The following is a 22,878-nucleotide window of genomic DNA, read 5'->3' on the forward strand; positions in this document are numbered from 1 at the left end:
CGCCTTGATTTGGCACCCAGAAGCCGATTAAAAGGTCACGTTCAGAGGCACGCCAATGGTCGAACTTACGCTCCCCAAGAACTCGAAGGTCCAGCAGGGCAAGACCTGGCCGAAGCCGGAAGGCGCGACCAATCTCAGGGAATACCGCATCTACCGCTGGTCGCCGGACGATGACGAGAACCCGCGCATCGACAGCTATTTCGTCGACATGGACGATTGCGGGCCGATGGTGCTCGACGCGCTGCTATGGATCAAGAACAAGATCGACCCGACGCTGACCTTGCGCCGCTCCTGCCGCGAGGGCATCTGCGGCTCCTGCGCCATGAACATCGACGGCTCCAACACGCTCGCCTGCACGAAGGGCTGCGACGATATTTCCGGCGCCGTCAAGGTCTACCCGCTGCCGCATATGCAGGTGGTCAAGGACCTGGTGCCCGACCTCACCAATTTCTATGCCCAGCACGCCTCGATCCAGCCGTGGCTGAAGACGGTGTCGCCGGAGCCGGCCAAGGAATGGCTGCAGAGCCATGAGGAGCGCGAGAAGCTGGATGGCCTCTACGAGTGCATCCTGTGCGCCTGCTGCTCGACCTCGTGCCCGAGCTACTGGTGGAACGGCGACCGCTATCTCGGCCCGGCAACGCTGCTGCAGGCCTATCGCTGGCTGATCGATTCCCGCGACGAGGCCAAGGGCGAGCGGCTCGACAACCTCGAAGACCCGTTCCGGCTCTATCGCTGCCACACCATCATGAACTGCGCGCAGACCTGTCCCAAGGGCCTCAACCCGGCCAAGGCGATCGCCGAGATCAAGAAGATGATGGTGGAGAGAAGGGTGTAGTTTTAGTGGGGAAATCACCTCAGCCGTTGCGATCCTTCCCACCCCCCTCTGTCCTGCCGGACATCTCCCCCGCAAGGGGGGAGATTGGCCGTCATCCCGGCTTTCGCTAATTTCCAACTTTGCGAGAATGGTCTGACCGCGCTAAAGCTGCCGATCTCCCCCCTTGCGGGGGAGATGTCCGGCAGGACAGAGGGGGGTGCTGTCCYGCCGGCCTCAGAAGGATAGCGACGCCATGACAGATACCGACCTTCCCATTCTCTCCCCTGTCGAGGCGCGCGTGCTCGGCTGCCTGATCGAGAAGAAGGAGCTGACGCCGGATGTCTATCCGCTGACGCTCAACGGCGCGCATGCCGCGGCCAACCAGAAGACGGCGCGCGAGCCGGTGATGGCGGTCGAACTTGTCGAGGTCAGGCGGGCGCTGAGCCAGTTGGAGCAGAAGGGCCTGGTCCGGCAGGTCTTCGCCTCGCGCGTCGAGCGCTACGAGCACCAGGTGGCGCAGCGCTTTTCGCTCACCTCGGCGCAGATCGCGCTGATCGGCCTGATGCTGTTGCGCGGCGCGCAGACGGCGCACGAATTGCTGGCGCGAGCCGAGCGCATGGCGCGGTTTTCGTCGATCGAGGCGCTGCGCACCGACCTCGACCTGCTGATCGGCCGCCGGCCGCCGCTGGTGGTGCTGATCGAGCGCGGCCCCGGCCAGCGCGAGGAGCGTTTTATGCATCTGCTGAGTGGCGCGGTGCAGATCACGCCCGTCGCCATGCATCAGGCCCCGCCGGTCGCCTCATCGGTCCCCGGCCTCGAAGAGCGCATCAGTACCCTCGAGGAAGAAGTTGCGAGGCTGCGCACCCTCATCGAGGCGCTGACCGGCGGCCGCTGACCCGAGAGTCCGTTTCAGATGATCATTGTCGACGTTGGGCGCCGCCCCTCATTGCCCTGCCGGGCATTTCTCCCCGTATAGGGACGGGGAGAAAGAGGACGGCCGCGACGCCGGCGTTCTTTTTGCAGCGCTGGTGATTGGCGAAACCGTCGATGTGAGCGCCCCTCTCCCCGTCCCTATACGGGGAGAGGATGCCAGCAGGCAGGTGAGGGGCGGCGCAAACGTCAGCAGGCTCTGCGATATTGTTTACCCAAGCCTGGCGTCGAGCGACACTTTTATGGCGCCGAGTGCCTTGGAGACCGGGCATTCGGCCTTGGCCTTCTCGGCCAATTCCTTGAATTTCGCCGCCTCGATGCCCGGCACCTTGCCGACCACAGTGAGGGCGCTGCCGGTGATGCCGGTGCCGGGAACCAGCGTCACCACGGCCTTGGCGTCGAGCTCGGTGGCGGGCGTGCCGTTTTCAGCCAGGAAGTGCGAGAATTGCATAGCGTAGCAGCCGGCATGCGCCGCGGCGATCAGCTCTTCCGGATTGGTGCCGGATTTGCCGCTCTCGTCCTCGAAGCGCGCCTTGAACGAATAGGGCGTGCCCTTCAGGGCCCCGCTCTGCGTATCGAGCGTGCCGTTGCCCTCTTTCAGATTGCCTTTCCAGACGGCGTTTGCGGTGCGGTCCATGAATTCCTCCTTGGTTGTCGTGGTGGGTTGTCGTGGCTGGTTGCCGGGCTTGTGATCGGGATTGGGGCCGGCGTCCGGTCAACTATAGCGCGCGCAGACGCGAAGGCCACTGCGCTCTTTGGACCACTGCACGGGTGTCGACGGCGGTCGCTTCGATTCTTTTTGAAAAAATGCGCGTGCAGAAATGTCGACTTTGATCCGCCTCGCCCGTCCTGCGGGCGGCCACGCAAGTTGATAGCCGGATGGAGGATCACATGGATATGCTGTTTTGTGCGCATTGGAAGAAAAAGGCCGGCCGCGGAGGCGGTGGACAGGAAGCCGACTGGATGCACCAGCCCGCGCCGGCGTTCGGCCGGTTTCTGGCGGCGGTTGCCATCATCGGGGTTGCGGTGTGCATTCTCGACCACGCTGCGGCGGGCAAGGGCCGGGCCGACACGCTCGTCGCCTCGACACAGCAAGGGAGCTCGAAATGAAATATGTTTGCCTGGTCTATGGTGAGGAAAAGGATCTTCACGCGCTGACCCCGGCGGGGTCGGACAAGCTCAACGCCGATTCGCTGGCCTATGACCGATCGCTCGAGGACAAAGGCCTGCTGATCGTGGCCGAGGCGCTGCAATCGGTGACGTCAGCCAAAACCGTGCGCCGGCGCCAGGGCAAGCGGCTAGTCACCGACGGGCCCTTCACCGAGACCAAGGAGCAGTTGCTCGGCTTCGTCATGGTCGAGGCAAGGGATCTCGAAGAGGCACTGGACATTGCCGCCGGTATTCCGCTGGCCGAACTCGGCACCATCGAGGTCCGCGCCATCTACGACATACCCGGATCATAGATCCGTGCCATGCGTTGCGGTCACTTCGAAACCAGGGCGTTCGGTCAACCGAACGTCTCGGTCGATCGCAACTTTTGCGCGTTGATGCAAGGCAAGAGTTCTCCTATCGTCACCTGGATTTTGGGGGATTCTTCATGCCTTTCCTGATTGCTATCCTTGGCGTGTTGGGCGCGGCGGCGTTCTGGTGGTACCGGATGAAGGCGATGAACGAGGCGGCGCGTGACGTTGCCGATGTCATCGGTCGGGTCCAGGGCTCCGTGCGCCGCAAGAAGCTGCGCAAGCAGGCGGCCCTGTCGCCGCTGACGGCGATCGACGATCCAGTGGTGGCGGCCGCGACGTTGATCACCGCCATCGTTTCCGAAGATGGGCCTGTGCTGCCGCAGCGCGAGGCGGTCATTCGCGCGGTGATTTCCGAGATCGCCGACAAGAAGAAGACCGACGAGGCGGTGATCTACGCCAAATGGGCCGCGTCACAGATCGACGACACGACGATCGTCATCGACAAGCTGGCGCCGTTCCTGCGCGAACGGCTTGATGTGGCCGAGCGAAACGATCTGCTGCAGATGGTCAACCGCGCCGCGCAAGGTGGCGAGAAACGCCTTGAGATCGCCGACCAGCGCATATTGCGGCTGCGGCAGAAGCTGGGCTTCGAAGTCAACTGATGTTCGGCTGAGGCCACCTGACCTGAATCTCAACACACCCTGGCAAGTCGGTGTCAGATCGCCTCGCCCTTCAGCAGGCGCGGCGTCCCGGCGGACAATCCCGATGCCTGGCGGATAAAAAAATCCTTCAGTCGCGGCATGCGCTCGACCAGGCCGAGCCCGATGTCACGGACGGCGCGCAGCGGGCCGATGTCGTTGGAAAACAGCCGGTTCAGCACGTCCGTGGTGATGCCCATCTGCACGGTGTCGAAGCGCCGCCACTGCTGGTAGCGTTCGAGCACGTCGAGCGCACCGATGTCCTGGCCGAGGCGGTCGGCCTCGACGATCACTTCGGCCAGAGCGGCGACATCCTTGAAGCCGAGATTGAGGCCCTGGCCGGCGATCGGGTGGATGCCGTGGGCGGCGTCGCCGGCCAGCGCTATGCGCGGCGCGACGAAAGCGCGCGCGATGGTCAGGCCGAGCGGCCAGGCGCGCGGCTTGTCCGCGACCCGGATCTCGCCAAGCTTCAGGCTGAAACGCTGTTCGAGTTCGTGCTCGAAGACGAGATCGTCACCGGCAACCAGCTTCTCGGCATCGGGCGTGCGCTCGACCCAGACGATCGACGAACGGTTGGTGCCGTCCTCGCCGGGCTTGAGCGGCAGCGTGGCAAACGGGCCGGCCGGCAGGAAATGTTCTTCCGCGCGGCCATTGTGCGGGCGTTCATGCGCCACCGTACAGACGATGCCGGACTGGCCATATTCCCACTTCACCGTCTTGATGCCGGCCATGTCGCGCAGCTTCGAGTTGACGCCGTCGGCGGCAACCAGCAGCCGGGTCTTCAGCGTCGCACCGTCGGCAAGATGCACGGTGATGCCGGCGCCGTTGGTCTCAAAACCCTGCACGGCGACGCCTTCGATGATGTCGATGCCGAGTTTCTCGGCGCTGGCCCGCAAGGCGCCGTTCAGCGCCCGGTTGGCGACCATATGGGCAAAGGGTTCGCCCGGTGCGACCTCGCCGTCGAAGGTCAGGAAAACCGGGCGCACCGGGTCGGAGGTGCGCGAATCGGTGATGATCATCTCGGTGATCGCCTGGGCCTGCGGCGCGATCTCGGCCCACACGCCGAGCTGGTCGAGCATGCGGCAGGCGGCGGCGGCGATGGCCGATGCGCGGCCATCCCTTTGCCAGGCGCCGGCGGGCGCGGCATCGACCAGAGCGACGGCAAGGCCCGGACGCGCCTGCTTCAGCGAGACGGCGCTCGCCAAGCCGACATAGCCGGCACCGGCGACCAGAACATCGAGCCCGGATCTGTTTTTTGCGTCGGTCTTGCGTTCCATCTTCTTCGCTCCTTCCACGCCGACCGGGCTTGCGCCCTTGACTGCCTGTCCGTCCTGTCGGAAACCGCCATAACACTTCTGCGGCAAGGGTGCGAAAATATGACGGCTGCCATGGACGAGCTTCTCGGCATTCTCGACCTCGAGAAGCTGGAACACAATCTGTATCGTGGTCGCAGCCCCTTGCTCGACTGGCAGCGCGTGTTCGGCGGGCAGACCATCGCCCAGGCGCTGGTGGCGGCACAGCGGACAGTCGACCCCGATCGCCACGTGCATTCGCTGCACGGCTATTTCATGCGGCCCGGCGACACCAAGGTGCCGATCGTCTACGAGGTCGACCGGATCCGCGACGGCGGCTCCTTCACCACGCGCCGCGTGGTGGCGATCCAGCATGGCCAGGCGATCTTTTCGCTGGAAGCCTCGTTCCAGCAGGACGAGGTCGGCCTCGAACACCAGGTGCCGATGCCGCAGGACGTCCCGGCGCCAGATACATTGCTGTCGCAGCGCGAATTGCTCGGCAAGTTCGGCGAGGCGGTGCCCGAAGGCATCAAGCGCTACTGGGAGCGCGACCGGCCGATCGAAATGAAGCCGGTCATGCTGAAGCACTACACCAGTCGCGAAAAGCTGGAGCCGAAGCAGAACATCTGGATCCGCACCACTGGTCCGGTGCCGGCGGATCGCGCCATCCAGGCAGCGGTGCTGGCCTATCTCTCCGACATGACGCTGCTCGACACATCGACCTTCGCGCATGGCCGCGCCATTTTCGATCGCGATATCCAGGCGGCGAGCCTCGATCACGCCATGTGGTTCCATCGCAGCCATGCGCTCGACGACTGGATGCTCTACACGCAAGACAGCCCGTCGACACAGGGGTCGCGCGGCTTTACGCGCGGCTCGCTGTTTGCCCGCGATGGCACGCTGATCGCCTCGGTTGCGCAGGAAGGGCTGATCCGGCTCAAGCGATCGCCTGCAGAGTAGGCATTTTGAGAAAATTGCCTAATTTTTAAGCAGACGTTTTGCCGCCGTTGCGGGCACCTCGTCGCTTTGGCGACCTCAATTCTTTTGTTTACAATGGGTTAACACCCTGCTTCGGCAATTGGCACGGAGCTTGAATCCTGTCGGGCACTCTCCGGCTCTTTGGGTTCGGTGAAGTCGTGCAAACGCGGGGGACCGCAACAGCAAAGGGTGAAACCTTATGAAAATCGTGATGGCAATCATCAAGCCGTTCAAGCTCGACGAGGTGCGTGAAGCGCTTACCGCCGTCGGCATCCAGGGCCTGACCGTCACCGAAGTCAAAGGCTACGGGCGTCAGAAGGGACATACGGAAATCTATCGCGGAGCGGAATACGCGGTCAGTTTCCTGCCGAAGATCAAGATCGAAGTCGCGGTCAGTGCCGACGTGGTCGACAAGGCCGTCGAGGCTATCACCGCGGCCGCCAAGACCGGCCAGATCGGCGACGGCAAGATCTTCGTTTTCGGCATCGATCAGGCGGTGCGCATCCGCACCGGCGAAACAGACACCGACGCGCTCTGAGCGGCGAACACGTATTCCAATGGAGAGTTCAATGAATATTCCTTCCACCTTGAAGACGACGGGACGCGCCGCCCTTTTAGGGTCGCTCGCTCTCGCAGCATTGGGCACGGTCGCCGCCTTCGCTCAGGAAGCGGCTCCCGCCGCGGCCGCGGCTGCACCGGCTGCTGCCCCCACCCCGGTGCTCGACACCGGCAACACCGCCTGGATGCTGACCTCGACGGCGCTGGTGCTGATGATGACCATTCCGGGCCTGGCGCTGTTTTACGGCGGCATGGTGCGCAAGAAGAACGTGCTCGCCACGATCATGCAGAGCTTTGCCATCACCTGCCTGGTGACGGTGCTGTGGTTCATGTTCGGCTATTCGCTGGCCTTCTCCGACGGTGGCGGCATGAATGCCTATCTCGGCGGCACCTCGAAATTCTTCCATCACGGCATCACCACAGCCTCGCTGTGGCTGCCGGGCGTCGCGAACATTCCTGAATTCGTCTTCTCGATGTTCCAGATGACCTTCGCCATCATCACCCCGGCACTGATTGCCGGCGCCTTCGCCGAACGCTTCAAATTCTCGGCGCTGCTGATCTTCATGGCGCTCTGGCTGCTGGTCGTCTACGTGCCGATCGCGCATTGGGTCTGGGGTGGCGGCTTCCTCGGCACGGCTGGCGTGCTCGACTTCGCCGGCGGTACGGTCGTCCACATCAACGCCGGTGTCGCCGGTCTGGTCTGCGCGCTGGTTCTCGGCAAGCGCGAAGGCTACGGCACCACCAACATGGCGCCGCACAACCTGGTCTACTCGGTGATCGGTGCTTCCCTGCTGTGGGTCGGCTGGTTCGGCTTCAACGCCGGTTCGGAACTGGCTGCCGACGGCCTCGCCGGTGCCGCCATGCTCAACACCCAGGTTGCCACCGCAGCAGCGGCGCTGGCCTGGATGTTCGCCGAATGGATCGTCGCCAAGAAGCCGTCCGTGCTCGGCATCATCTCGGGTGCCGTCGCCGGCCTGGTCGCGGTGACGCCGGCTTCCGGCTTCGTCAACCCGACCGGCGCCTTCATCGTCGGCATCGTTGCCGGCGTCGTCTGCTACCTCTCGGCGGTCAAGGTCAAGCACATGTTCGGCTATGACGACTCGCTCGATGCGTTCGGCGTGCACGGCGTTGGCGGCATCATCGGCGCCCTGCTCACCGGCGTGCTCGCCGATCCGGCGATCAACAGCCTGTCGTCGGGTGCTTCGCTCGGCAAGCAGATCTACGGCGTCGCCGTCACCATCGTGTGGACGGCTATCGCCACCTTCGTGATCCTCTACATCGTCAAGGCGCTGGTCGGCCTGCGTCCGACGACCCAGGAAGAGGTCGAGGGCCTCGACATCTCCCAGCATGGCGAAGTGGTGCCGTAAGGCCAGCTTAGCCAAGGGGCCGGTGGAACCCTCCTCCCGCCGGCCCCCTTACCTGCCTACGCAATTCCGAACGGAAAACCACCGCACATTTTCCTGGAATTGCCTTGAAAGATCCCGTCGTGACGCTTCCGAAAGGAGGTCACGCATTGAGGCCCGGACACGTTCCGGGCCTCTTTTTTGGTACCATGCCGACAGGCGTCTTGATCGAGCCGAGGTTCGATCTTTTTTGCCGACCAAACAATGGCGTGCCCTGTGCCTGTTGCGAGGCCGCGCGTGGACAGGGCTTGAGCAGGATCTCCCGACAAACCGTTCCGGCGGCAGCCCTATCCGCCGGCGCCGTCGTCCATCATGGTGTTTGTCAGCGTCTCATAGGCCCTGCTGCATGTCTGGGAATGAGGGCAATTCCTGACAATCAGCACAGGCGCCACCGTCAGGACGGCCGCGATGAAAATCTGCAGGCCGAGCCCCAGCAATCCAAATCCTTTGCCGAAAAGACCCCTGTACAAAAAATACAGGCCTTGCATCAGACAGGCGGTGGCGAGGGTGTGCAGCAGCGGGCTGGTCGCCCTGGCAAAGGGTGTCACGTAGCCATCCGGAAAGCCCACCATGCCGAGTTCGACAAACCAGTGCAAAGCGAGCAGGAGACTGAGCCCTGCCCAGCCCAGAACCGCCACGCGAAGGATGACAGATTGCATGCCTCTACCCAAATTGGTGGCCCTGCGGCAACGTCACGGCCCTTTCTCAGGTCGCTTTCCTCGGGCAGCAAGCGGCTCAACCGTCGGTAACGAGGTTTGATCATCTCAACCTCTTATAGTTAATGCGCCCTTAACCTTCCCGCCGATAGTCTGAGACCCGAATCTGCCGGAGTGCGCCACGCACCCGCACGAAGCAATGACAGACGGGGATGAGCATGCGTTCAGGGGCTTCAGCACCGCTCGCGCTGGCCGATACGGGGCACGGCATCCAGGCGTTCGCGCGGCGCCAGGTCGGGCGGCTGGTCGGCGCCGGACTGTTCGTGCTGGCCGCATTCGGCGTCGCCAGCCTTGCCACCTGGAATGTCGCCGATCCGAGCTTCTCGCACGCGACGAACAACACCGTCACCAACGCCATGGGCTATGCCGGCGCCGTGTTCTCCGACCTGGCCATGCAGTTCTTCGGCCTTGCCGCCGTCGCGGCGCTGGTTCCGACCGTGATCTGGGGCTTTCTGCTGTTTTCCGCGCGCGGCGTCGACAGGCTGCCCAGGCGCGGGCTTTCATGGTTTGGCTTCGCCCTGCTCGCCGCGGCAATGGCCGGCTGCGTGGTGCCGCCCAAGACCTGGCCGCTGCCCACCGGCCTCGGCGGCGTGTTCGGCGACATGGTGCTTAAGATCCCCGGGATTGTGATCGGCGGCTATCCGACCGGGCTGTTCGCCAGCATCATCGCCATCTTGCTGGCCGCACCCGCGCTGTGGCTCTTTGCCCACGGTTCGGCGCTGATCGGACGCAAGAACGGCTTCGCCGTGATGGAGGACGAGCCTGCCGTCGATCCGCGTGAGGACGACCTTTTGTTCGACAATGACGAGGATGAGGGCGACGAAGGCATTCTGGCGCTTGGTGCCATCACCCACTGGTGGCTGTCGCTGCGCGCCTGGATGCACCGCCGCGCCGTGCGCCGCAGGCAGGAGCGGGAGGAGTACGAGCCGGAGATGGAGCCGCGCGCGAGCGGCTGGCGGCGCGCCGCCGAACGGGTCGAGTCGGCCGAGTTCGCCGAATCGCGGATGAGCCCGGACGGTCGCGCCCGCGTCGAGCCCGAATTCTTCGCCGCCATGGTCAATGACCGCAGCATTTCGGTCGATCCGGATGATGACGATGTCTTCGGCGATCGCTTCGACAATGGCGAAGATGCCGAATTCGACGATGAGCCCGTCGTGCAACGCCGTTCGGCGCCGACCGCCAGGGTGCAGCAGTTCCGCTCCGACGCCGCCACCCGCGTCGAGGCGCCGGCGCCGCGTCCGGCTCCGGGCGCCCGCGTCCAGCGCGAGGCGCAGACATCGCTGATCGGCTCGGAAAAATTCGAGATGCCGTCGCTGCATTTCCTGTCCGAACCGAAGAACGTGGTGCGCGATGCCAGCCTGTCCAAGGACGCGCTGGAACAGAATGCCCGCCTGCTCGAGGGCGTGCTGGAGGATTTCGGCGTCAAGGGCGAGATCATCGCCGTTCGCCCCGGTCCCGTCGTCACGCTCTATGAACTCGAACCGGCGCCCGGCATCAAATCCTCGCGCGTCATCGGCCTGTCCGACGACATCGCCCGCTCGATGAGCGCCATCGCCTGCCGCGTCGCTGTGGTGCCCGGCCGCAACGCCATCGGCATCGAACTGCCGAACGCCAAGCGCGAAACCGTTTATCTTCGCGAGATTCTGGCCAGCCGCGACTTCGAAACGACGAAGGCCAAACTGGCGCTGGCGCTGGGCAAGACCATCAATGGCGAGGCGGTCATCGTCGACATCGCCAAGATGCCCCACGTGCTGGTCGCCGGCACCACCGGCTCGGGCAAGTCGGTCGCCATCAACACCATGATCCTGTCGCTGCTCTATCGGCTGACGCCCCAGGATTGCCGGTTGATCATGATCGATCCGAAAATGCTGGAACTGTCGGTCTATGACGGCATTCCGCATCTGCTCACGCCGGTGGTCACCGATCCGAAGAAGGCGGTGGTGGCGCTGAAATGGACCGTGCGCGAGATGGAGGACCGTTACCGCAAGATGTCGAAGGTCGGCGTGCGCAACATCGACGGGTTCAACGCCCGCGTGCAGCAAGCCGACAAGAAGGGTGAAAAGATCTCGCGCACCGTGCAGACCGGTTTCGACCGCCAGACCGGCGAGGCGATCTACGAGACCGAGAATCTCGACCTCGAGCCGATGCCCTATATCGTCGTCATCATCGACGAGATGGCCGACCTGATGATGGTCGCCGGCAAGGACATCGAAGGTGCGGTGCAACGCCTGGCGCAGATGGCGCGTGCCGCCGGCATCCATGTGATCATGGCGACACAGCGTCCCTCGGTCGACGTCATCACCGGCACCATCAAGGCCAATTTCCCGACCCGCATCTCCTTCCAGGTGACATCGAAGATCGACAGCCGCACCATCCTGGGCGAGCAGGGTGCCGAGCAGCTGCTCGGCATGGGCGACATGCTCTACATGGCCGGCGGCGGCCGTATCCAGCGCGTGCACGGCCCGTTCGTCGCTGATGAAGAGGTCGAGAAGATCGTCGCGCATCTGAAGCTGCAGGGTGTGCCGGAATACCTCGATGCCATCACCGAGGACGATGGCGAGGACGACGACGAGCCGTCGGGCAAGGGCGGTTCCGGCGGTGGCGGCGGCAACAGCAATTTCGAGGATTCCGATGATCCTTACGATCAGGCTGTTTCCGTGGTGCTGCGCGACGGCAAGGCTTCCACCAGCTACATCCAGCGCCGGCTGGGCATCGGCTACAATCGCGCCGCCTCGATCATCGAGAAAATGGAGAAGGAAGGGATCGTCGGCCCGGCCAACCATGCCGGCAAGCGTGAGATCCTGGTGCCGACCGAAGAGGACAAGTTCTGACCGCGATCCTTATGACATCTCCTGTCTCGCAACCTTGAACCGTTCAGGGCGTTGAAGCGAATGAGGCGCGACTGACCCGCCAAACTTCAGCCCAACTGGGGGTCCAAGCACTAGAGCAACTCAGGAATCAGATGAGAGTGACCGATATGAAAAACGATCCTTCAGCGCTCCGCAGTTTTGCTCCCACCCGGCGCCAGTTGCTCGGGCTGGGCCTGGGGTTTGCAGGGGCGGCGGCCTTCAACGTGATGCCCGGCTTCCAGTTGCTGGCTTCGGCGCAAGCGGCCGTGCCGCCGGCCGCACAGAAGATCGCCGACCATTTTTCCTCGGTCAAATCGATGAGCGGCGAATTCGTGCAGTTCGGCCCCAAGGGCGAGCAGACCGGCGGCAAGTTCTTCCTCGAACGGCCGGGCAAGATCCGCTTCAACTATGACGGCACGTCAAATTTCCGGGTGATTTCAGACGGCAAGTCGGTGGTCATCCTCAATAAGAGGCTCAACACCTCCGATCTCTATCCGCTGTCGAAGACGCCGCTGAAGCTGCTGCTCGACGACAAGATCGATCTCTCTGGCGACCGCGTCAAAAGCGTCAAGCAGGAAGACGACCTCACCACCATCCAGCTCGCCGACAAATCGGTGTTCGGCAATTCGAAGATCACGATGATGTTCGATGCCAAATCCTACGAGCTGCGTCAGTGGACGATCACCGACGCACAGGGCAAGGACACGACGGTGATGATCTTCAACGTCAAGGAAGGCGTCAGCTTCGCCGCCGACACCTTCGCCATCGACTACAGCGCGAATCGCGAAGTCAACACCAAGGCGCGGTAGAGCATTCCAGGAAAGTGTGAAACGGTCTTCCCGGGAAAAGCGCGTAGTGCTTTCCCTGGGGGAATCGCGTCAAAACAAGGAGATAGAGCGGTTCTGCGTTTCCGTGAAACGATGAACCGCCCCAGGACCAATCGCGTCAATAGCTGTGGAAAGCCCTGGGTCGCGCCTCGCTGGGCGGGGGCCGGCTTGTCTTTGCGGCTTGCGGCTGGCAGTTTCCCGGACTGACTCCGTCAAAAGGCGTCTTGCCTGCCATAGCCTGTCGGTTCTGGCTGGCCATACGCTGTCCTGGATTGCCGAATGCCCTTTTCCATTGCCACCTGGAACATCAACTCCGTTCGCCTGCGCATGCCGATCGTCGAACGCCTGCTTGTCGAGCATGCGCCGGATGTGCTCTGCCTGCAGGAGACCAAGGTTCCGGACGAATTGTTTCCCGACAAGGCGTTCCGCAAGCTCGGCTACGAGCACATCGCCTTCCACGGCCAGAAGGGCTACCACGGCGTCGCCACGGTGGCGCGGCGGCCGATCGAGGTGGTCGAAAGGCGCCGCTTCTGCGAGATCGAGGACAGCCGGCACCTGTCGGTGACAGTGCGGGCCGGCGGCAAGGCCATCCTGCTGCACAATTTCTACGTTCCGGCGGGCGGCGACGAACCGGATCCTGTCATCAACAGGAAGTTCAAGCACAAGCTCGATTTCGTCGCCGAGATGAATGCCATCCGTGCCGAGCATGACGAGGTGTCCGGCTCGGTCCTTGTCGGCGACCTCAACATCGCCCCGCTCGAACACGACGTCTGGTCGCACAAGCAGTTGCTCAACGTGGTCAGCCACACGCCGGTCGAAACGGAAAGCTTCGAGGCGATGCGGCTGGCCGGCAACTGGGTCGACCTGATGCGGCTCAATATTCCGCAGGAGCAGAAGCTCTACACCTGGTGGAGCTATCGCGCGCAGGACTGGCAGGCCTCTGACCGTGGCCGGCGGCTCGATCACGTCTGGTCGTCACCAAACCTGGTGGCTGATTTTGCCGGCTACGAGATCCTGCGCCTGGCGCGCGGCTGGGAGCGGCCGTCGGACCATGTGCCGGTCATAGCGCGCTTCGATCTCGATTAGAGCTACGTCGCGGCCAGACCTTACCCCTAAGGTCCTGGCAGCGGGATGACCAGCTCATCGCTGCCGCTAGTCAGAGAAGCGGGGCGCCAGTTCCTCGATACGGCGGATCAGTGTCTGAAATTCCTCGGAGATACGCTGGTGGAGATTCACTGCGATTTCCGGATATTCTTCCAGGATACGGCGGAACATCTTGCGGCTGAGCCGTATCACTTCCGAATCGATTTCGGCCGACGCGCTGGTCAGCCGGTTGCTGTCGGCGATCAATGCGAGTTCGCTCAGGATCGCGCCGGGGCCGACCGAACGTATCGGGATGCGTTCGCCGTTCTGCTCTCGATAGAGCAGGATGCGCCCGCTGACCACGACATAGGCGGAATCGGCCTCGTCGTCCTCGCGGTAAAGCTTGTGATTGGCAAGCAATATTGTGTTCTCGGCGCCGAAGGCGAGCAGACGCAACTGTTCCTGCGTGAAGCCCTCGAAGAGCCTCACGGCGGACAGGATGCGAATGTCGTCATCCAACGCCATCTAGCTGTGTCCCCGAACGGTCAGTCCATTCCCTCCCCTGCGATACGATCCACAACCCCCTCCAACTGGATCGTACCCGAATGCGGTCCCGCCCGGCCGCTGATTGGATAATGAAATGTTTAAGGAACCAGCTTGTAGCCACCGCTTTCTGTCACAAGAATTTCCGCATTGGAAGGATCGCGCTCGATCTTCTGGCGCAGCCGGTAGACGTGGGTTTCCAGCGTGTGCGTGGTGACGCCGGAATTGTAGCCCCACACCTCCTCGAGCAGCACGTCGCGTGTCACTACCTTCTGGTCGGCGCGATAGAGATATTTGATGATCGAGGCCTCCTTCTCCGTCAGCCGCACCTTGCCGCCGCGGGGGTCGATCAGCAGTTTTTGGCTGGGCTTGAAGGTGTAGGGCCCGACCGAGAAGGTGGCGTCTTCGCTCTGCTCATGCTGGCGCAATTGCGCACGGATGCGCGCCAGCAGCACGGCGAAGCGGAACGGCTTCGTCACATAGTCGTTGGCGCCGGCCTCGAGACCAAGGATCGTATCGGAATCGGTGTCGTGGCCGGTCAGCATTATGATGGGCGCCTTGTAGCCGCCCTTGCGCAGGATCTTCACCGCTTCGCGGCCATCCATGTCGGGCAGCCCGACATCCATGATGAGCAGATCTATGAGGCCGCCGCGCGCGGTGGCGACGCCTTTTGCCGCAGTCGATTCCTGCAGCACGTCGAATTCCTCGTAGAGGGACAATTGCTCGACCAGAGTGCCGCGCAGGTCGTCATCGTCGTCGACGATTAGAATGGTGCGTGAAGTCATGGATCAATCCGTTGTTTTGAAAAGAAAATTCAGTTGACCGCTGTCTCTTTATGCGGAAGCTGACCAGCACAACAGCCGATCACAGTGATTTGTTCCGTGGCACGATCATACAAGAAAAAACGCGATAGCAATGCAGCCGGCGCAATTTTGCGAAAAGAGCTGCGCGTGCTGACCGTGCGGGCGAGGCCCGGAAACCCAAGCCAGGGCCTGCTGCAGGCCGGCAGAACGGTGTTTGCGTGTGCGCTGGGGCGGGGCGGCATCTCGGCCGACAAGCGTGAAGGCGACGGCGCCACGCCGCTTGGCCCGATGCGGATCGTGTCGGGCTACTTCCGGGGAGATCAGTTCTCCAGTGGCCGCAAAACCCGTTTGGCGATGACGCCGATCGGGCCTGATCTGGGCTGGTGCGAAGTGCCTGACGACCGCAACTATAACAGGCCGGTCAAGATTCCCTATGGCGCCAGCCACGAACGCATGCGGCGCGACGACCGCCTCTATGACGCCTGCCTGGTGCTAGACTGGAACCTGGCGCCACGCCGGCGCGGGCGCGGCAGCGCCATCTTCTTCCATCTGGCGCGCCCCGGCTTCACGCCGACACAAGGGTGTGTGGCGGTGACCGCGCGCACGATGGCGCGGCTGCTGCCGCTGCTGTCAGATAAGACGGTGATGAGGGTGATGCGGTAAGTAGGGCAGTAGGGCAGTAGGGCAGTAGGGCAGTAGGGCAGTAGGGCAGTAGGGCATGTGTGTCGGTGCTGTCTTAACTCCCCCTTCGGCCGTACTGCCCTATTTCCTTACTCCCCTAATCGCCTGCCTGGCTTCTGCCAGCCGATGTCTAGCAGGCCCAGCCGACCCATTTCCCTGTCCACGGCGCGGGCGACGTTACGGCGCTCGGCGCCGATGTCGCGTAGCTGGCGATCGGAGAGGTTCTCGACGTTCTGGTGGGCTATATCGTAGCGGGCGAGGCGGATGGCGACCCTGGCATGGCGAAACCAGTCAAGCACCGCGCTAAGCCAAGCCGGCGTGGATACCGGCGCATTCAAGACAATGTGGGACATGGCGTGATCCGTTTCATCCGGATATCAAATCCGGTTTGATGGTGTTGCGATGGCAGGATCATGCCGCATTGAAATCTAAATGAGAAACGAGTAGTTCTTTCGAGATCGTCAAGTTTTATTTGAGAATGGCATGTCCCGCCTGCTGCCTGGAACGCGAGCGCTGAGGACGCTGGAAGCCGCCGCCCGGCACCTCAACTTCACGCGTGCCGCCGACGAGCTCGGCCTGACGCCGGCAGCGGTCAGCCATCAGATCAAGGAAATCGAGGATCAACTGGGCATCGTGCTGTTCACCCGCACCAGCCGCACCATCCGGCTGACGGCGGCGGGCACGGTGCTGTTCGAGGCATCGATCGATGCACTCGACCTGCTTGGCCGGGCCGTCTCGCGGGCACGCAAGCTGACCCGCGGCACGACACTGCTGAAGGTAACGCTCGACGCGCAGTTCGCTTCAAAATGGCTGATGCGGCGCGTCGACGATTTTCGAAGGCATCACCCCAATATCGAGCTCAGGTTCGACATCGCCTACGAAGTGCGGGATTTCGACCTCGACGACGTCGATGTCGGCATCCGGTTCGGCGTCGGGAAGTACCCGGGCCTCCGCGCCCATCGCCTGTTCGACAACATCATCATCCCGGTGTGCAGCCCGGGCCTGCTGACGTCCGGTCCGCCGCTGCGCGAGCCGCGTGACCTCTTCAACCACACGCTTGCCCATATCGAATGGGCGCGGCAAGGCGTGACATGGCCGAACTGGCGGATGTGGATGGCGGCGGCCGGCATCAGCGATTTCGACGACAGCCGCACCATCGTGTTCAGGAACTCCACCGATGCCGTTCAGGCGGCGATCGAGGGCAATGCCGTCGCACTCGCCGATTTCGCTATGGTGGCAAACGACCTCTCCGAAGGCAGGCTGGTGCAGCCTTTTGAACTCGGCCTGCGGGTGGGAGCCGAGTTCGCCTATTTCCTGGTTTATCCCGAGAGCACTGCCGACGATCCGCGCATCGCCGCCTTTCGCGAATGGATCCTCGAGGAAGTCGCCAGGACGCAGACCTGACGATCGCGGCAGGTCGTCAGCCTGCCGCCGCGCCGAACCAGCCGATAACCACGCCGATGATCAGCAGCACGCCGAGCCAGTGGCCGCCGTCGATGAGGGTCAGGTCCCAGCCGAAATCCTGGTAGCGGTGGTTGGCCGAGAGCGTCGTGGCGACGAAGCCCAGCCAAAGCACGAAGCCGAAGACAAGTCCGGCTAGCAATGTCGGCTCGCCGCCGGTCATCGCGCCGACCACCAGGGCCATTATGTAGGCCATGACCAGTTCGGCGATGAAGCTGATGACGAAGGGCAGCGGTGATTTCTTCATTGTTGCGGGATCGAGCCTGGCGGCCTTGAGCCACGGCTTGCTCAGGCCCATGTACCAGGCGGCGCCGAACAACCATGCGACGACGGCGGCGGCGATCACCGCCAGCCAGTTCACTGCTTCAAAATCCATGCGTCCCCCTCCAATGCAAATCTGATGGAACGCCTGTTCGGCGAAGGCGTCAAGCAAACCGCCAGACGGTGGTGCGCTTGACCAGTGAATCCTCCAACGCCCGGGTGACGGCCACTTCATAGACCGCAAGCGGTTCCAGTCCCGCCTTCGGCATATACGACCGGCCGGGATCGCCGACGAGGATCTCGGCGCCGCGCGCCTTCAGCGTTGCGAACCAAGGTATCAGCGGGACGGCGAAGGAATTGTCGTAGAAAACATCCCCAGCCAGGATCACGTCCCATCCCGCATCGGTGCCGATGCAATCGGTGCCGAGGAAGTCGATCCCGACATCGTTGGCCTGCGCATTGAGGCGGATGGCGGTCGCACAGAAAGGATCGATGTCGGTTGCGATCATGCCGGCAGCACCGGCCTTGGCCGCGGCAATGGCGACAAGGCCGGAGCCGGAAGCGAAGTCGAGCACACGCTTTCCCCGCACCATAGCCGGATTGTCGATGATGTAGCGGGCAAGGCCCTGGCCGCCGGCCCAGGCGAAGGCCCAGAAGGGCGGCGGCAGGCCGATCTCGACCAGCTCATCCTCCGTCCGCTGCCACAAATCATGCGCCTCATCGGCAAGATGAAGCAGGATTTCCGGCACATGCGGCGGCGCCATCAGCGCCGTGTTGTCGAGGATGAATTGTTTCGCGCTGTCTGGTGTGAGCGCCGTCACGGAGCGGGTGTCAGGCCGCCCATGCGGCAGACTTCCTTCCACTCCGCCGGCGTCACCGGCTGCACGGAAAGCCGCCCGAGCCGCACCAGCGCCATTTCGGCAAGCTTTGGATTGGCCTTGACCTCTTCAAGCGTCGGCGGGTTCGGCACGTCCTTGAAGGCACGGATGTCGACGCATTCCCAGCGCGGGTCGTCGGTCGTGGTGTCGGGATGGGCAAGCGCGCAGACTTCGGCGATGCCAACCACGTTCAGCCCCTCGTTGGAATGGTAGAAGAAGCCGAGATCGCCGATCTGCATGGCCTTCATGTTGTTGCGCGCGGCATAGTTGCGCACGCCATCCCATTGCGTGCCGGCCTTGCCCTTCGCCTTCAGCGCCTCGAAGGAGAAGACCGAGGGTTCGGATTTGAACAGCCAGTAGTTCATTTCTTTTGCTCCTCCTTGGCGTGCGTCCGCCAGCGACCGGAATTAACTAGCCGCCGGCTTGTTGAACGTCCAGTTCCACTGGCGGATTTCGACGCTGTCGAACAGTCCGGCCTTGGCGTACGGGTCGGCGGCCGACAAGGCCTGTGCCCCTGCCAGGTCCGGCGCCTCGACGACGACGAGGCTGCCATTGGGCTTGCCTTCGGCGTCAAGGAAGGGACCGGCGAAAGCCAGTTTCTTGTCGCCGTTCAACCCTTCGAGAAAGGCGATATGCTCGGGACGCGTGTCGAGGCGCACCTGCAGGGTCCCGGGCTTGTCCTTGCAAATCAAAGCAAACAGCATGGTCTTTCTCCTGGTCGTGGGATCGATGTTGTGGGATCAATCGTTGGTTTCGGTCTTCAGCGGCCGGGTCATCAAGGCTGTCACAGCCTGCCGGATGGTGATGGTGCCGTCCAGTATGGCCGCCACGGCGGCAATGATCGGCGCGTCGATGCTTCGCTCGGTGGCGATGCGGGCGGCGATCGCCGCTGTCGGCACGCCTTCTGCCAGCGGCAATCCGGCAAGCGGCTTGCCTTGCCCCAGCGCCAGCCCATAGGCGAAGTTGCGCGACTGGGTCGACGAGCAGGTGAGCAGCAGGTCGCCAAGGCCGGACAGGCCCATCAGCGTTTCGGGCCTGGCGCCGAACGCGGCACCGATGCGCCGCAGTTCGACGAAGCCGCGCGTCACCATGGCGGCCTGGGCACTGGCGCCGAGCCCCGCCCCGGTGACAGCACCTGCGGCAATGGCGAAGACGTTCTTCAAGGCGCCGCCGATCTCGACGCCGATGAGGTCGTCGCTCGAATAGCAGCGCAGATTCTCCGCCGAAAAGCGGGCGGCGAGGTCCGCTGCCAATGCCTCGTCGCGGGCGGCCACGACCACCGCAGTCGGCAGGCCCCGGGCGACATCGGTGGCAAAGCTTGGACCCGATAGAGCGGCGACCGGATTTTGCGGCAGGATCTCGCCGACAATCGCCGACAGCAAGGCGCCGGTGTCGCGCTCGATGCCCTTGGCGCAGAGGACGAGCGGAATATCGGCAGGCACATGGCCTTTCGCGACCGCCAGCGTTGCCCGCAGCGACTGCGCCGGCGTCACCGCCAGCACGCAATCGGCGCCAGTGAGTGCCGCCTTGATGTCGCTCGTCGCGTCGATGCCGGGCGCGATGGCGATGCCGGGCAGATAGCGCGGGTTCTCGCCGCGATCGATCGCCGCGACGGTTTCGGGGTCGCGGGCGAACAACCGCACCGAATGGCCTGCACGCAGCATGGCCAGCGCCAGCGCCGTGCCCCAGGCGCCACCGCCAAGCACGCTGACGCGCCAGCAGCTTTTGCCCGGGTTTTCCTTGTCTTGGCTGTTCATCTCCCGGCCATTCATGCCTTGGCTCCGCGCCGGCCGGAGCCGACCATCGGCGTCGAAATGCTGTCCAGCGGCCAGCGCGAGCGCGGCACGAAGTCGAAGCCGTTTTCCTCCGCCATGCCTTCGCGCAACCGTTCGATGCCGGCCCAGGCGATCATCGCCGCATTGTCGGTGCACAGTTTCAGCGGTGGCGCGACGAAGGTGAAGCCGGCCTCGTCGCACTGCCGCTCCAGCGTAGCCTTGATGGTGCGGTTGGCGGCGACGCCGCCGGCAACCACCAGGGCCGGATTTTTGGTGCCGGGAAACGTCTCGCGAAAGCGCGCCAGCGCACGCGCGACACGGTCGGCCAGCGCATCGGCCACCGCTGCCTGGAACGAAGCGCAGATGTCGGCGACATCCTGGTCGCTCAAGGGCGCGATGGCTGTCGCCGCCTGGCGCACGGCGGTCTTCAGGCCGGAAAAGGAGAAGTCGGGCTGGGCCGAGCCTTTCATCGGACGCGGAAAGGCAAAGCGCGACGCATCCCCGGTTTGGGCGGCCTTCTCGACATTGGGTCCGCCGGGATAGGGCAGGCCGAGCATCTTGGCGGTCTTGTCGAAGGCTTCGCCGAGCGCATCGTCGATGGTGGTTGCCCAGCGCTGATAGTCGCCGACGCCGCGCACGGCGAGGATCTGCGTGTGGCCACCGGAGACCAGGAGCAGCAGATAGGGAAAATCGAGCCCGTCGGTCAGCCTTGCGGTCAAGGCATGGCCTTCGAGGTGGTTGATGGCGATCAGCGGCTTGTTCGCCGCCGCGGCGATCGCCTTGGCGGTCATCAGCCCGACAATCAGCCCGCCGACCAGACCGGGGCCGGCAGTGGCGGCGATCGCGTCGATATCGGCAAGTGCTGTGCCCGAATCGGCAAGGGCTGCCTCGACGATGCCGTCCAGCGCCTCGACATGGGCGCGCGCCGCGATCTCCGGCACGACGCCCCCAAAGGCGGCATGCTCCTCGATCTGGCTGAGCACGATGCTGGACAGAATTTTTGGCGCAGCGTCACCGTCCAGCGCCACGACGCTGGCAGCGGTCTCGTCACAACTCGTCTCAATGCCCAGAACGCGGATCAATTCGTCGCTGTCCCTAGAGATTGTCTGTCGGCGCTTTCCCCATTAGGAGAAAGCCCGGAAAGGCCTCGGTCTGCCCGGGGGTTATCACGGACCGCACGCCATGCAAACAATCTTGAGAATCGGAACACGCGGCAGCCCGCTGGCGCTGGCACAGGCGCATGAAACGCAGGCGCGGCTGATGGCCGCGCATGGCATGCCGGCGGAAGCGTTCGAGATCGTCGTCATCTCGACCAGCGGCGACCGCATCCAGGACCGGCCGCTGTCGGAGGCCGGCGGCAAGGGCCTGTTCACCAAAGAGATCGAGGAGGCATTGCTGGCGGGCCGGATCGACATCGCCGTGCATTCGTCGAAGGACATGCCGACGCAACTCCCCGACGGTCTCGAACTCAGCGCCTTCCTGCCGCGCGAGGACGCGCGCGACGCCTTTATCGGCAAGGCGGCGAAGACCATTGCCGAACTGCCGCATGGAGCGAAAGTCGGCTCGTCATCGCTGCGGCGACAGGCGCTGATCCGCCGGATGCGGCCGGATCTCGACGTAGTGATGTTCCGCGGCAATGTGCAGACGCGCCTGCGCAAGCTTGATGAAGGCTTCGCCGCCGGCACCATCCTGGCCTATGCCGGGCTGAAGCGGCTCGGGCTCGACCACGTCGTCACCGACCTGATGCCGCTCGACATCTTTCCGCCGGCGCCGGGACAGGGCGCGATCTGCATCGAAACCCGCATCGGCGATGGCGACGTCGAAAAGATGCTGGCGGCCATCCACGATGTGCCGACCGGCCAGGCGCTCGCCTGTGAGCGTGCCTTCCTGGCGGCGCTCGATGGTTCCTGTCGCACGCCGATCGCCGGCTATGCGGCGATCGAGGCCGGAGAGCTCTCCTTCGCCGGGTTGATCATCTCGCCCGACGGCACGCAGTCGCACACGGTCGATCTGCAGGGACCGGCGCAGGATGCTTGCCGCATCGGCCAGGAAGCCGCCCGGACCGTGCGGGCCAGGGCCGGCGAAAAGTTCTTCGACGGCTGGCTCTGAAATGCTTCGCGTCCTGGTGACGAGACCGGAACCGGGCGCCTCGCGCACGGCACAGCGGCTTCAGGAGTCAGGGTTCCAGCCGATCCTTCTGCCCTTGACCGAAACGGCGGCGTTGCCGGTCGATGCCGGACTGTTTCCGGGCGATGCCGTCGCGGTGGCCATCACCAGCGCCAATGCCGTGCGGCTTGCTTCCAGGGAGCTCATCGCGGCGCTTGCCGGTCTGCCCTGCCATGCCGTGGGAACAAGGACGGCGGAAGCGGCGCGCAAAGCGGGGTTCTTGTCCGTCAGCGAAGGCCCGGGCGATGCCGAGGCGCTTGCCGACGGTCTTGCCGGTCGTCTCTCGGGGAAGACCATCGTCTATCTCTGCGGACGCGTGCGCTTTCCAGTGTTCGAACACAGGCTGAGAGCAGCAGCCGTCCAGGTCCAAGCCGTCGAGACATATGACACGCTTACGGCGGGTTATTCCGATGAAGCCATCCTCGAGCGCCTGTCCGGCCGACCCGCCGATGCGGTGCTGCTTTATTCAGCCAAGGCCGCCGCCGCGATGCGGATTCTGGCAAGTCGGACCGCTCTGCAAGGACTCTTTGAAAAGACAAGGTTTTTCGCCCTTTCCGCGCGCATCGCGGCAGCGCTTGACGATACCGCCAACGAAAGAATCCGCATAGCCGAGCGGCCCGACGAGCAAACGCTGCTGGCACTTTTGCAGACGCGGCTCTGAGCCGCGTCATCACACCGCCCCTTTTCACCGCTTGGTGA

At 63.8% G+C, this 22,878-nt stretch carries 27 protein-coding genes; 15 read left to right on the top strand and 12 right to left on the bottom strand.

What is annotated here, in order from left to right:
- Positions 1-55: 55 nt before the first annotated feature.
- Entirely contained in the window at positions 56-835 is a 780-nt protein-coding gene (locus AC1D08_RS14460) for a succinate dehydrogenase iron-sulfur subunit (RefSeq protein WP_379023766.1), read from the top strand.
- Positions 836-1,067: 232 nt separating this feature from the next.
- Positions 1,068-1,709 carry a YceH family protein gene (locus tag AC1D08_RS14465; RefSeq protein WP_457152442.1) on the top strand — a complete coding sequence of 214 codons (642 nt, stop codon included), beginning with the start codon at positions 1,068-1,070 and terminating at the stop codon, positions 1,707-1,709.
- Positions 1,710-1,955: 246 nt separating this feature from the next.
- Here the strand turns inward: AC1D08_RS14465 and AC1D08_RS14470 are convergent, their stop codons facing one another.
- A complete protein-coding gene (locus AC1D08_RS14470; RefSeq protein WP_457152441.1) occupies positions 1,956-2,381 on the bottom strand; it encodes an OsmC family protein in 426 nt (141 codons plus the stop codon).
- A gap of 254 nt (positions 2,382-2,635) precedes the next feature.
- Here AC1D08_RS14470 and AC1D08_RS14475 point away from each other — a divergent pair, with 254 nt between their 5' ends.
- From AC1D08_RS14475 to AC1D08_RS14485, 3 genes are all read left to right on the top strand, one after another.
- Complete coding sequence (locus AC1D08_RS14475) at positions 2,636-2,854, top strand: hypothetical protein (protein WP_095084396.1); 219 nt, start codon at positions 2,636-2,638, stop codon at positions 2,852-2,854.
- Positions 2,851-3,207, top strand: coding sequence for a YciI family protein (locus tag AC1D08_RS14480; protein ID WP_457152440.1), 357 nt, complete (start codon positions 2,851-2,853; stop codon positions 3,205-3,207). The genes AC1D08_RS14475 and AC1D08_RS14480 overlap by 4 nt, the downstream gene beginning before the upstream one ends.
- Before the next feature lie 134 nt (positions 3,208-3,341).
- Complete coding sequence (locus AC1D08_RS14485; protein WP_095084049.1) at positions 3,342-3,869, top strand: hypothetical protein; 528 nt, start codon at positions 3,342-3,344, stop codon at positions 3,867-3,869.
- Between the two features lie 53 nt (positions 3,870-3,922).
- Here the strand turns inward: AC1D08_RS14485 and AC1D08_RS14490 are convergent, their stop codons facing one another.
- Positions 3,923-5,182 carry a ubiquinone biosynthesis hydroxylase gene (locus tag AC1D08_RS14490; RefSeq protein ID WP_457152445.1) on the bottom strand — a complete coding sequence of 420 codons (1,260 nt, stop codon included), beginning with the start codon at positions 5,180-5,182 and terminating at the stop codon, positions 3,923-3,925.
- Between the two features lie 99 nt (positions 5,183-5,281).
- Here AC1D08_RS14490 and tesB point away from each other — a divergent pair, with 99 nt between their 5' ends.
- The 3 genes from tesB to AC1D08_RS14505 all read left to right on the top strand — a co-directional run bounded on the left by tesB (position 5,282) and on the right by AC1D08_RS14505 (position 8,100).
- Complete coding sequence (gene tesB / locus AC1D08_RS14495) at positions 5,282-6,157, top strand: acyl-CoA thioesterase II (RefSeq protein ID WP_095084050.1); 876 nt, start codon at positions 5,282-5,284, stop codon at positions 6,155-6,157.
- 217 nt (positions 6,158-6,374) lie between these two features.
- Positions 6,375-6,713, top strand: coding sequence for a P-II family nitrogen regulator (locus AC1D08_RS14500; protein ID WP_095084051.1), 339 nt, complete (start codon positions 6,375-6,377; stop codon positions 6,711-6,713).
- Positions 6,714-6,744: 31 nt separating this feature from the next.
- A complete protein-coding gene (locus AC1D08_RS14505; RefSeq protein ID WP_095084052.1) occupies positions 6,745-8,100 on the top strand; it encodes an ammonium transporter in 1,356 nt (451 codons plus the stop codon).
- 323 nt (positions 8,101-8,423) lie between these two features.
- Here the strand turns inward: AC1D08_RS14505 and AC1D08_RS14510 are convergent, their stop codons facing one another.
- Positions 8,424-8,795, bottom strand: a complete 372-nt coding sequence (locus tag AC1D08_RS14510; protein WP_457152439.1) for a hypothetical protein — start codon at positions 8,793-8,795, stop codon at positions 8,424-8,426.
- Positions 8,796-9,010: 215 nt separating this feature from the next.
- Between AC1D08_RS14510 and AC1D08_RS14515 the strand changes: the two genes are divergently transcribed.
- The 3 genes from AC1D08_RS14515 (at position 9,011) to AC1D08_RS14525 (ending at position 13,614) form a co-directional block, all read left to right on the top strand.
- Positions 9,011-11,683, top strand: a complete 2,673-nt coding sequence (locus AC1D08_RS14515) for a DNA translocase FtsK (protein WP_477423535.1) — start codon at positions 9,011-9,013, stop codon at positions 11,681-11,683.
- Positions 11,684-11,829: 146 nt separating this feature from the next.
- The gene (locus AC1D08_RS14520; RefSeq protein WP_457155263.1) at positions 11,830-12,510 is read left to right on the top strand and encodes an outer membrane lipoprotein carrier protein LolA; all 681 of its coding nucleotides are present in this window, start codon (positions 11,830-11,832) and stop codon (positions 12,508-12,510) included.
- Between the two features lie 297 nt (positions 12,511-12,807).
- The gene (locus tag AC1D08_RS14525) at positions 12,808-13,614 is read left to right on the top strand and encodes an exodeoxyribonuclease III (RefSeq protein ID WP_457150181.1); all 807 of its coding nucleotides are present in this window, start codon (positions 12,808-12,810) and stop codon (positions 13,612-13,614) included.
- 66 nt (positions 13,615-13,680) lie between these two features.
- On the opposite strand, the gene AC1D08_RS14530 is transcribed toward AC1D08_RS14525, so the two are convergent.
- Together AC1D08_RS14530 and AC1D08_RS14535 are read right to left on the bottom strand one after the other, a co-directional pair.
- On the bottom strand, positions 13,681-14,136 hold the full coding sequence (locus AC1D08_RS14530; protein WP_095084055.1) for a Crp/Fnr family transcriptional regulator: 456 nt from the start codon (positions 14,134-14,136) through the stop codon (positions 13,681-13,683).
- 119 nt (positions 14,137-14,255) lie between these two features.
- Positions 14,256-14,939, bottom strand: coding sequence for a response regulator transcription factor (locus AC1D08_RS14535; protein ID WP_023760937.1), 684 nt, complete (start codon positions 14,937-14,939; stop codon positions 14,256-14,258).
- 144 nt (positions 14,940-15,083) lie between these two features.
- Between AC1D08_RS14535 and AC1D08_RS14540 the strand changes: the two genes are divergently transcribed.
- On the top strand, positions 15,084-15,620 hold the full coding sequence (locus AC1D08_RS14540) for a L,D-transpeptidase family protein (RefSeq protein ID WP_477423537.1): 537 nt from the start codon (positions 15,084-15,086) through the stop codon (positions 15,618-15,620).
- A gap of 107 nt (positions 15,621-15,727) precedes the next feature.
- Here the strand turns inward: AC1D08_RS14540 and AC1D08_RS14545 are convergent, their stop codons facing one another.
- Complete coding sequence (locus AC1D08_RS14545) at positions 15,728-15,991, bottom strand: hypothetical protein (RefSeq protein WP_457150183.1); 264 nt, start codon at positions 15,989-15,991, stop codon at positions 15,728-15,730.
- A gap of 130 nt (positions 15,992-16,121) precedes the next feature.
- Between AC1D08_RS14545 and gcvA the strand changes: the two genes are divergently transcribed.
- On the top strand, positions 16,122-17,042 hold the full coding sequence (gene gcvA, locus AC1D08_RS14550; RefSeq protein ID WP_457150184.1) for a transcriptional regulator GcvA: 921 nt from the start codon (positions 16,122-16,124) through the stop codon (positions 17,040-17,042).
- Positions 17,043-17,058: 16 nt separating this feature from the next.
- On the opposite strand, the gene AC1D08_RS14555 is transcribed toward gcvA, so the two are convergent.
- Genes AC1D08_RS14555 through tsaD form a run of 6 tightly spaced genes read right to left on the bottom strand, consistent with a single transcriptional unit; the run spans position 17,059 to position 21,095 of the window.
- Positions 17,059-17,475, bottom strand: coding sequence for a DUF1761 domain-containing protein (locus tag AC1D08_RS14555; protein ID WP_457150185.1), 417 nt, complete (start codon positions 17,473-17,475; stop codon positions 17,059-17,061).
- A 49-nt stretch (positions 17,476-17,524) separates the two neighbouring features.
- Positions 17,525-18,124: a class I SAM-dependent methyltransferase gene (locus AC1D08_RS14560; RefSeq protein ID WP_457150215.1), complete on the bottom strand. Its 600-nt coding sequence runs from the start codon at positions 18,122-18,124 to the stop codon at positions 17,525-17,527.
- Between the two features lie 53 nt (positions 18,125-18,177).
- On the bottom strand, positions 18,178-18,603 hold the full coding sequence (locus AC1D08_RS14565; protein WP_095084061.1) for an EVE domain-containing protein: 426 nt from the start codon (positions 18,601-18,603) through the stop codon (positions 18,178-18,180).
- A 42-nt stretch (positions 18,604-18,645) separates the two neighbouring features.
- Entirely contained in the window at positions 18,646-18,942 is a 297-nt protein-coding gene (locus AC1D08_RS14570) for a YciI-like protein (RefSeq protein ID WP_457150186.1), read from the bottom strand.
- Between the two features lie 36 nt (positions 18,943-18,978).
- Positions 18,979-20,010, bottom strand: a complete 1,032-nt coding sequence (locus AC1D08_RS14575; protein ID WP_457150187.1) for an NAD(P)H-dependent glycerol-3-phosphate dehydrogenase — start codon at positions 20,008-20,010, stop codon at positions 18,979-18,981.
- Positions 20,007-21,095: a tRNA (adenosine(37)-N6)-threonylcarbamoyltransferase complex transferase subunit TsaD gene (tsaD, locus tag AC1D08_RS14580; RefSeq protein ID WP_457150188.1), complete on the bottom strand. Its 1,089-nt coding sequence runs from the start codon at positions 21,093-21,095 to the stop codon at positions 20,007-20,009. Before tsaD ends, AC1D08_RS14575 begins: the two co-directional genes overlap by 4 nt.
- Positions 21,096-21,195: 100 nt before the next feature.
- Between tsaD and hemC the strand changes: the two genes are divergently transcribed.
- On the top strand, positions 21,196-22,122 hold the full coding sequence (gene hemC / locus AC1D08_RS14585; protein WP_457150189.1) for a hydroxymethylbilane synthase: 927 nt from the start codon (positions 21,196-21,198) through the stop codon (positions 22,120-22,122).
- 1 nt (position 22,123) lies between these two features.
- The gene (locus AC1D08_RS14590) at positions 22,124-22,840 is read left to right on the top strand and encodes a uroporphyrinogen-III synthase (RefSeq protein WP_477423429.1); all 717 of its coding nucleotides are present in this window, start codon (positions 22,124-22,126) and stop codon (positions 22,838-22,840) included.
- Positions 22,841-22,878: the final 38 nt, after the last annotated feature.

The sequence above is a fragment of the Mesorhizobium sp. P2_E6 genome (assembly GCF_056403835.1).

Excerpts from the sequence above, each read along its gene's own strand:
- AC1D08_RS14525 (WP_457150181.1), top strand. The coding sequence starts at position 12,808 with ATGCCCTTTTCCATTGCCACCTGGAACATCAACTCCGTTCGCCTGCGC.
- tesB (WP_095084050.1), top strand. The coding sequence starts at position 5,282 with ATGACGGCTGCCATGGACGAGCTTCTCGGCATTCTCGACCTCGAGAAG.
- AC1D08_RS14575 (WP_457150187.1), bottom strand. The coding sequence starts at position 20,010 with ATGAATGGCCGGGAGATGAACAGCCAAGACAAGGAAAACCCGGGCAAA.
- AC1D08_RS14485 (WP_095084049.1), top strand. The coding sequence starts at position 3,342 with ATGCCTTTCCTGATTGCTATCCTTGGCGTGTTGGGCGCGGCGGCGTTC.
- AC1D08_RS14500 (WP_095084051.1), top strand. The coding sequence starts at position 6,375 with ATGAAAATCGTGATGGCAATCATCAAGCCGTTCAAGCTCGACGAGGTG.
- AC1D08_RS14480 (WP_457152440.1), top strand. The coding sequence starts at position 2,851 with ATGAAATATGTTTGCCTGGTCTATGGTGAGGAAAAGGATCTTCACGCG.
- AC1D08_RS14470 (WP_457152441.1), bottom strand. The coding sequence starts at position 2,381 with ATGGACCGCACCGCAAACGCCGTCTGGAAAGGCAATCTGAAAGAGGGC.
- AC1D08_RS14535 (WP_023760937.1), bottom strand. The coding sequence starts at position 14,939 with ATGACTTCACGCACCATTCTAATCGTCGACGACGATGACGACCTGCGC.
- AC1D08_RS14520 (WP_457155263.1), top strand. The coding sequence starts at position 11,830 with ATGAAAAACGATCCTTCAGCGCTCCGCAGTTTTGCTCCCACCCGGCGC.
- AC1D08_RS14530 (WP_095084055.1), bottom strand. The coding sequence starts at position 14,136 with ATGGCGTTGGATGACGACATTCGCATCCTGTCCGCCGTGAGGCTCTTC.
- AC1D08_RS14560 (WP_457150215.1), bottom strand. The coding sequence starts at position 18,124 with ATGGCGCCGCCGCATGTGCCGGAAATCCTGCTTCATCTTGCCGATGAG.
- AC1D08_RS14515 (WP_477423535.1), top strand. The coding sequence starts at position 9,011 with ATGCGTTCAGGGGCTTCAGCACCGCTCGCGCTGGCCGATACGGGGCAC.
- AC1D08_RS14505 (WP_095084052.1), top strand. The coding sequence starts at position 6,745 with ATGAATATTCCTTCCACCTTGAAGACGACGGGACGCGCCGCCCTTTTA.
- AC1D08_RS14565 (WP_095084061.1), bottom strand. The coding sequence starts at position 18,603 with ATGAACTACTGGCTGTTCAAATCCGAACCCTCGGTCTTCTCCTTCGAG.
- AC1D08_RS14590 (WP_477423429.1), top strand. The coding sequence starts at position 22,124 with ATGCTTCGCGTCCTGGTGACGAGACCGGAACCGGGCGCCTCGCGCACG.
- AC1D08_RS14570 (WP_457150186.1), bottom strand. The coding sequence starts at position 18,942 with ATGCTGTTTGCTTTGATTTGCAAGGACAAGCCCGGGACCCTGCAGGTG.
- hemC (WP_457150189.1), top strand. The coding sequence starts at position 21,196 with ATGCAAACAATCTTGAGAATCGGAACACGCGGCAGCCCGCTGGCGCTG.
- AC1D08_RS14460 (WP_379023766.1), top strand. The coding sequence starts at position 56 with ATGGTCGAACTTACGCTCCCCAAGAACTCGAAGGTCCAGCAGGGCAAG.
- AC1D08_RS14490 (WP_457152445.1), bottom strand. The coding sequence starts at position 5,182 with ATGGAACGCAAGACCGACGCAAAAAACAGATCCGGGCTCGATGTTCTG.
- AC1D08_RS14510 (WP_457152439.1), bottom strand. The coding sequence starts at position 8,795 with ATGCAATCTGTCATCCTTCGCGTGGCGGTTCTGGGCTGGGCAGGGCTC.
- gcvA (WP_457150184.1), top strand. The coding sequence starts at position 16,122 with ATGTCCCGCCTGCTGCCTGGAACGCGAGCGCTGAGGACGCTGGAAGCC.
- AC1D08_RS14555 (WP_457150185.1), bottom strand. The coding sequence starts at position 17,475 with ATGGATTTTGAAGCAGTGAACTGGCTGGCGGTGATCGCCGCCGCCGTC.
- AC1D08_RS14475 (WP_095084396.1), top strand. The coding sequence starts at position 2,636 with ATGGATATGCTGTTTTGTGCGCATTGGAAGAAAAAGGCCGGCCGCGGA.
- AC1D08_RS14465 (WP_457152442.1), top strand. The coding sequence starts at position 1,068 with ATGACAGATACCGACCTTCCCATTCTCTCCCCTGTCGAGGCGCGCGTG.
- AC1D08_RS14545 (WP_457150183.1), bottom strand. The coding sequence starts at position 15,991 with ATGTCCCACATTGTCTTGAATGCGCCGGTATCCACGCCGGCTTGGCTT.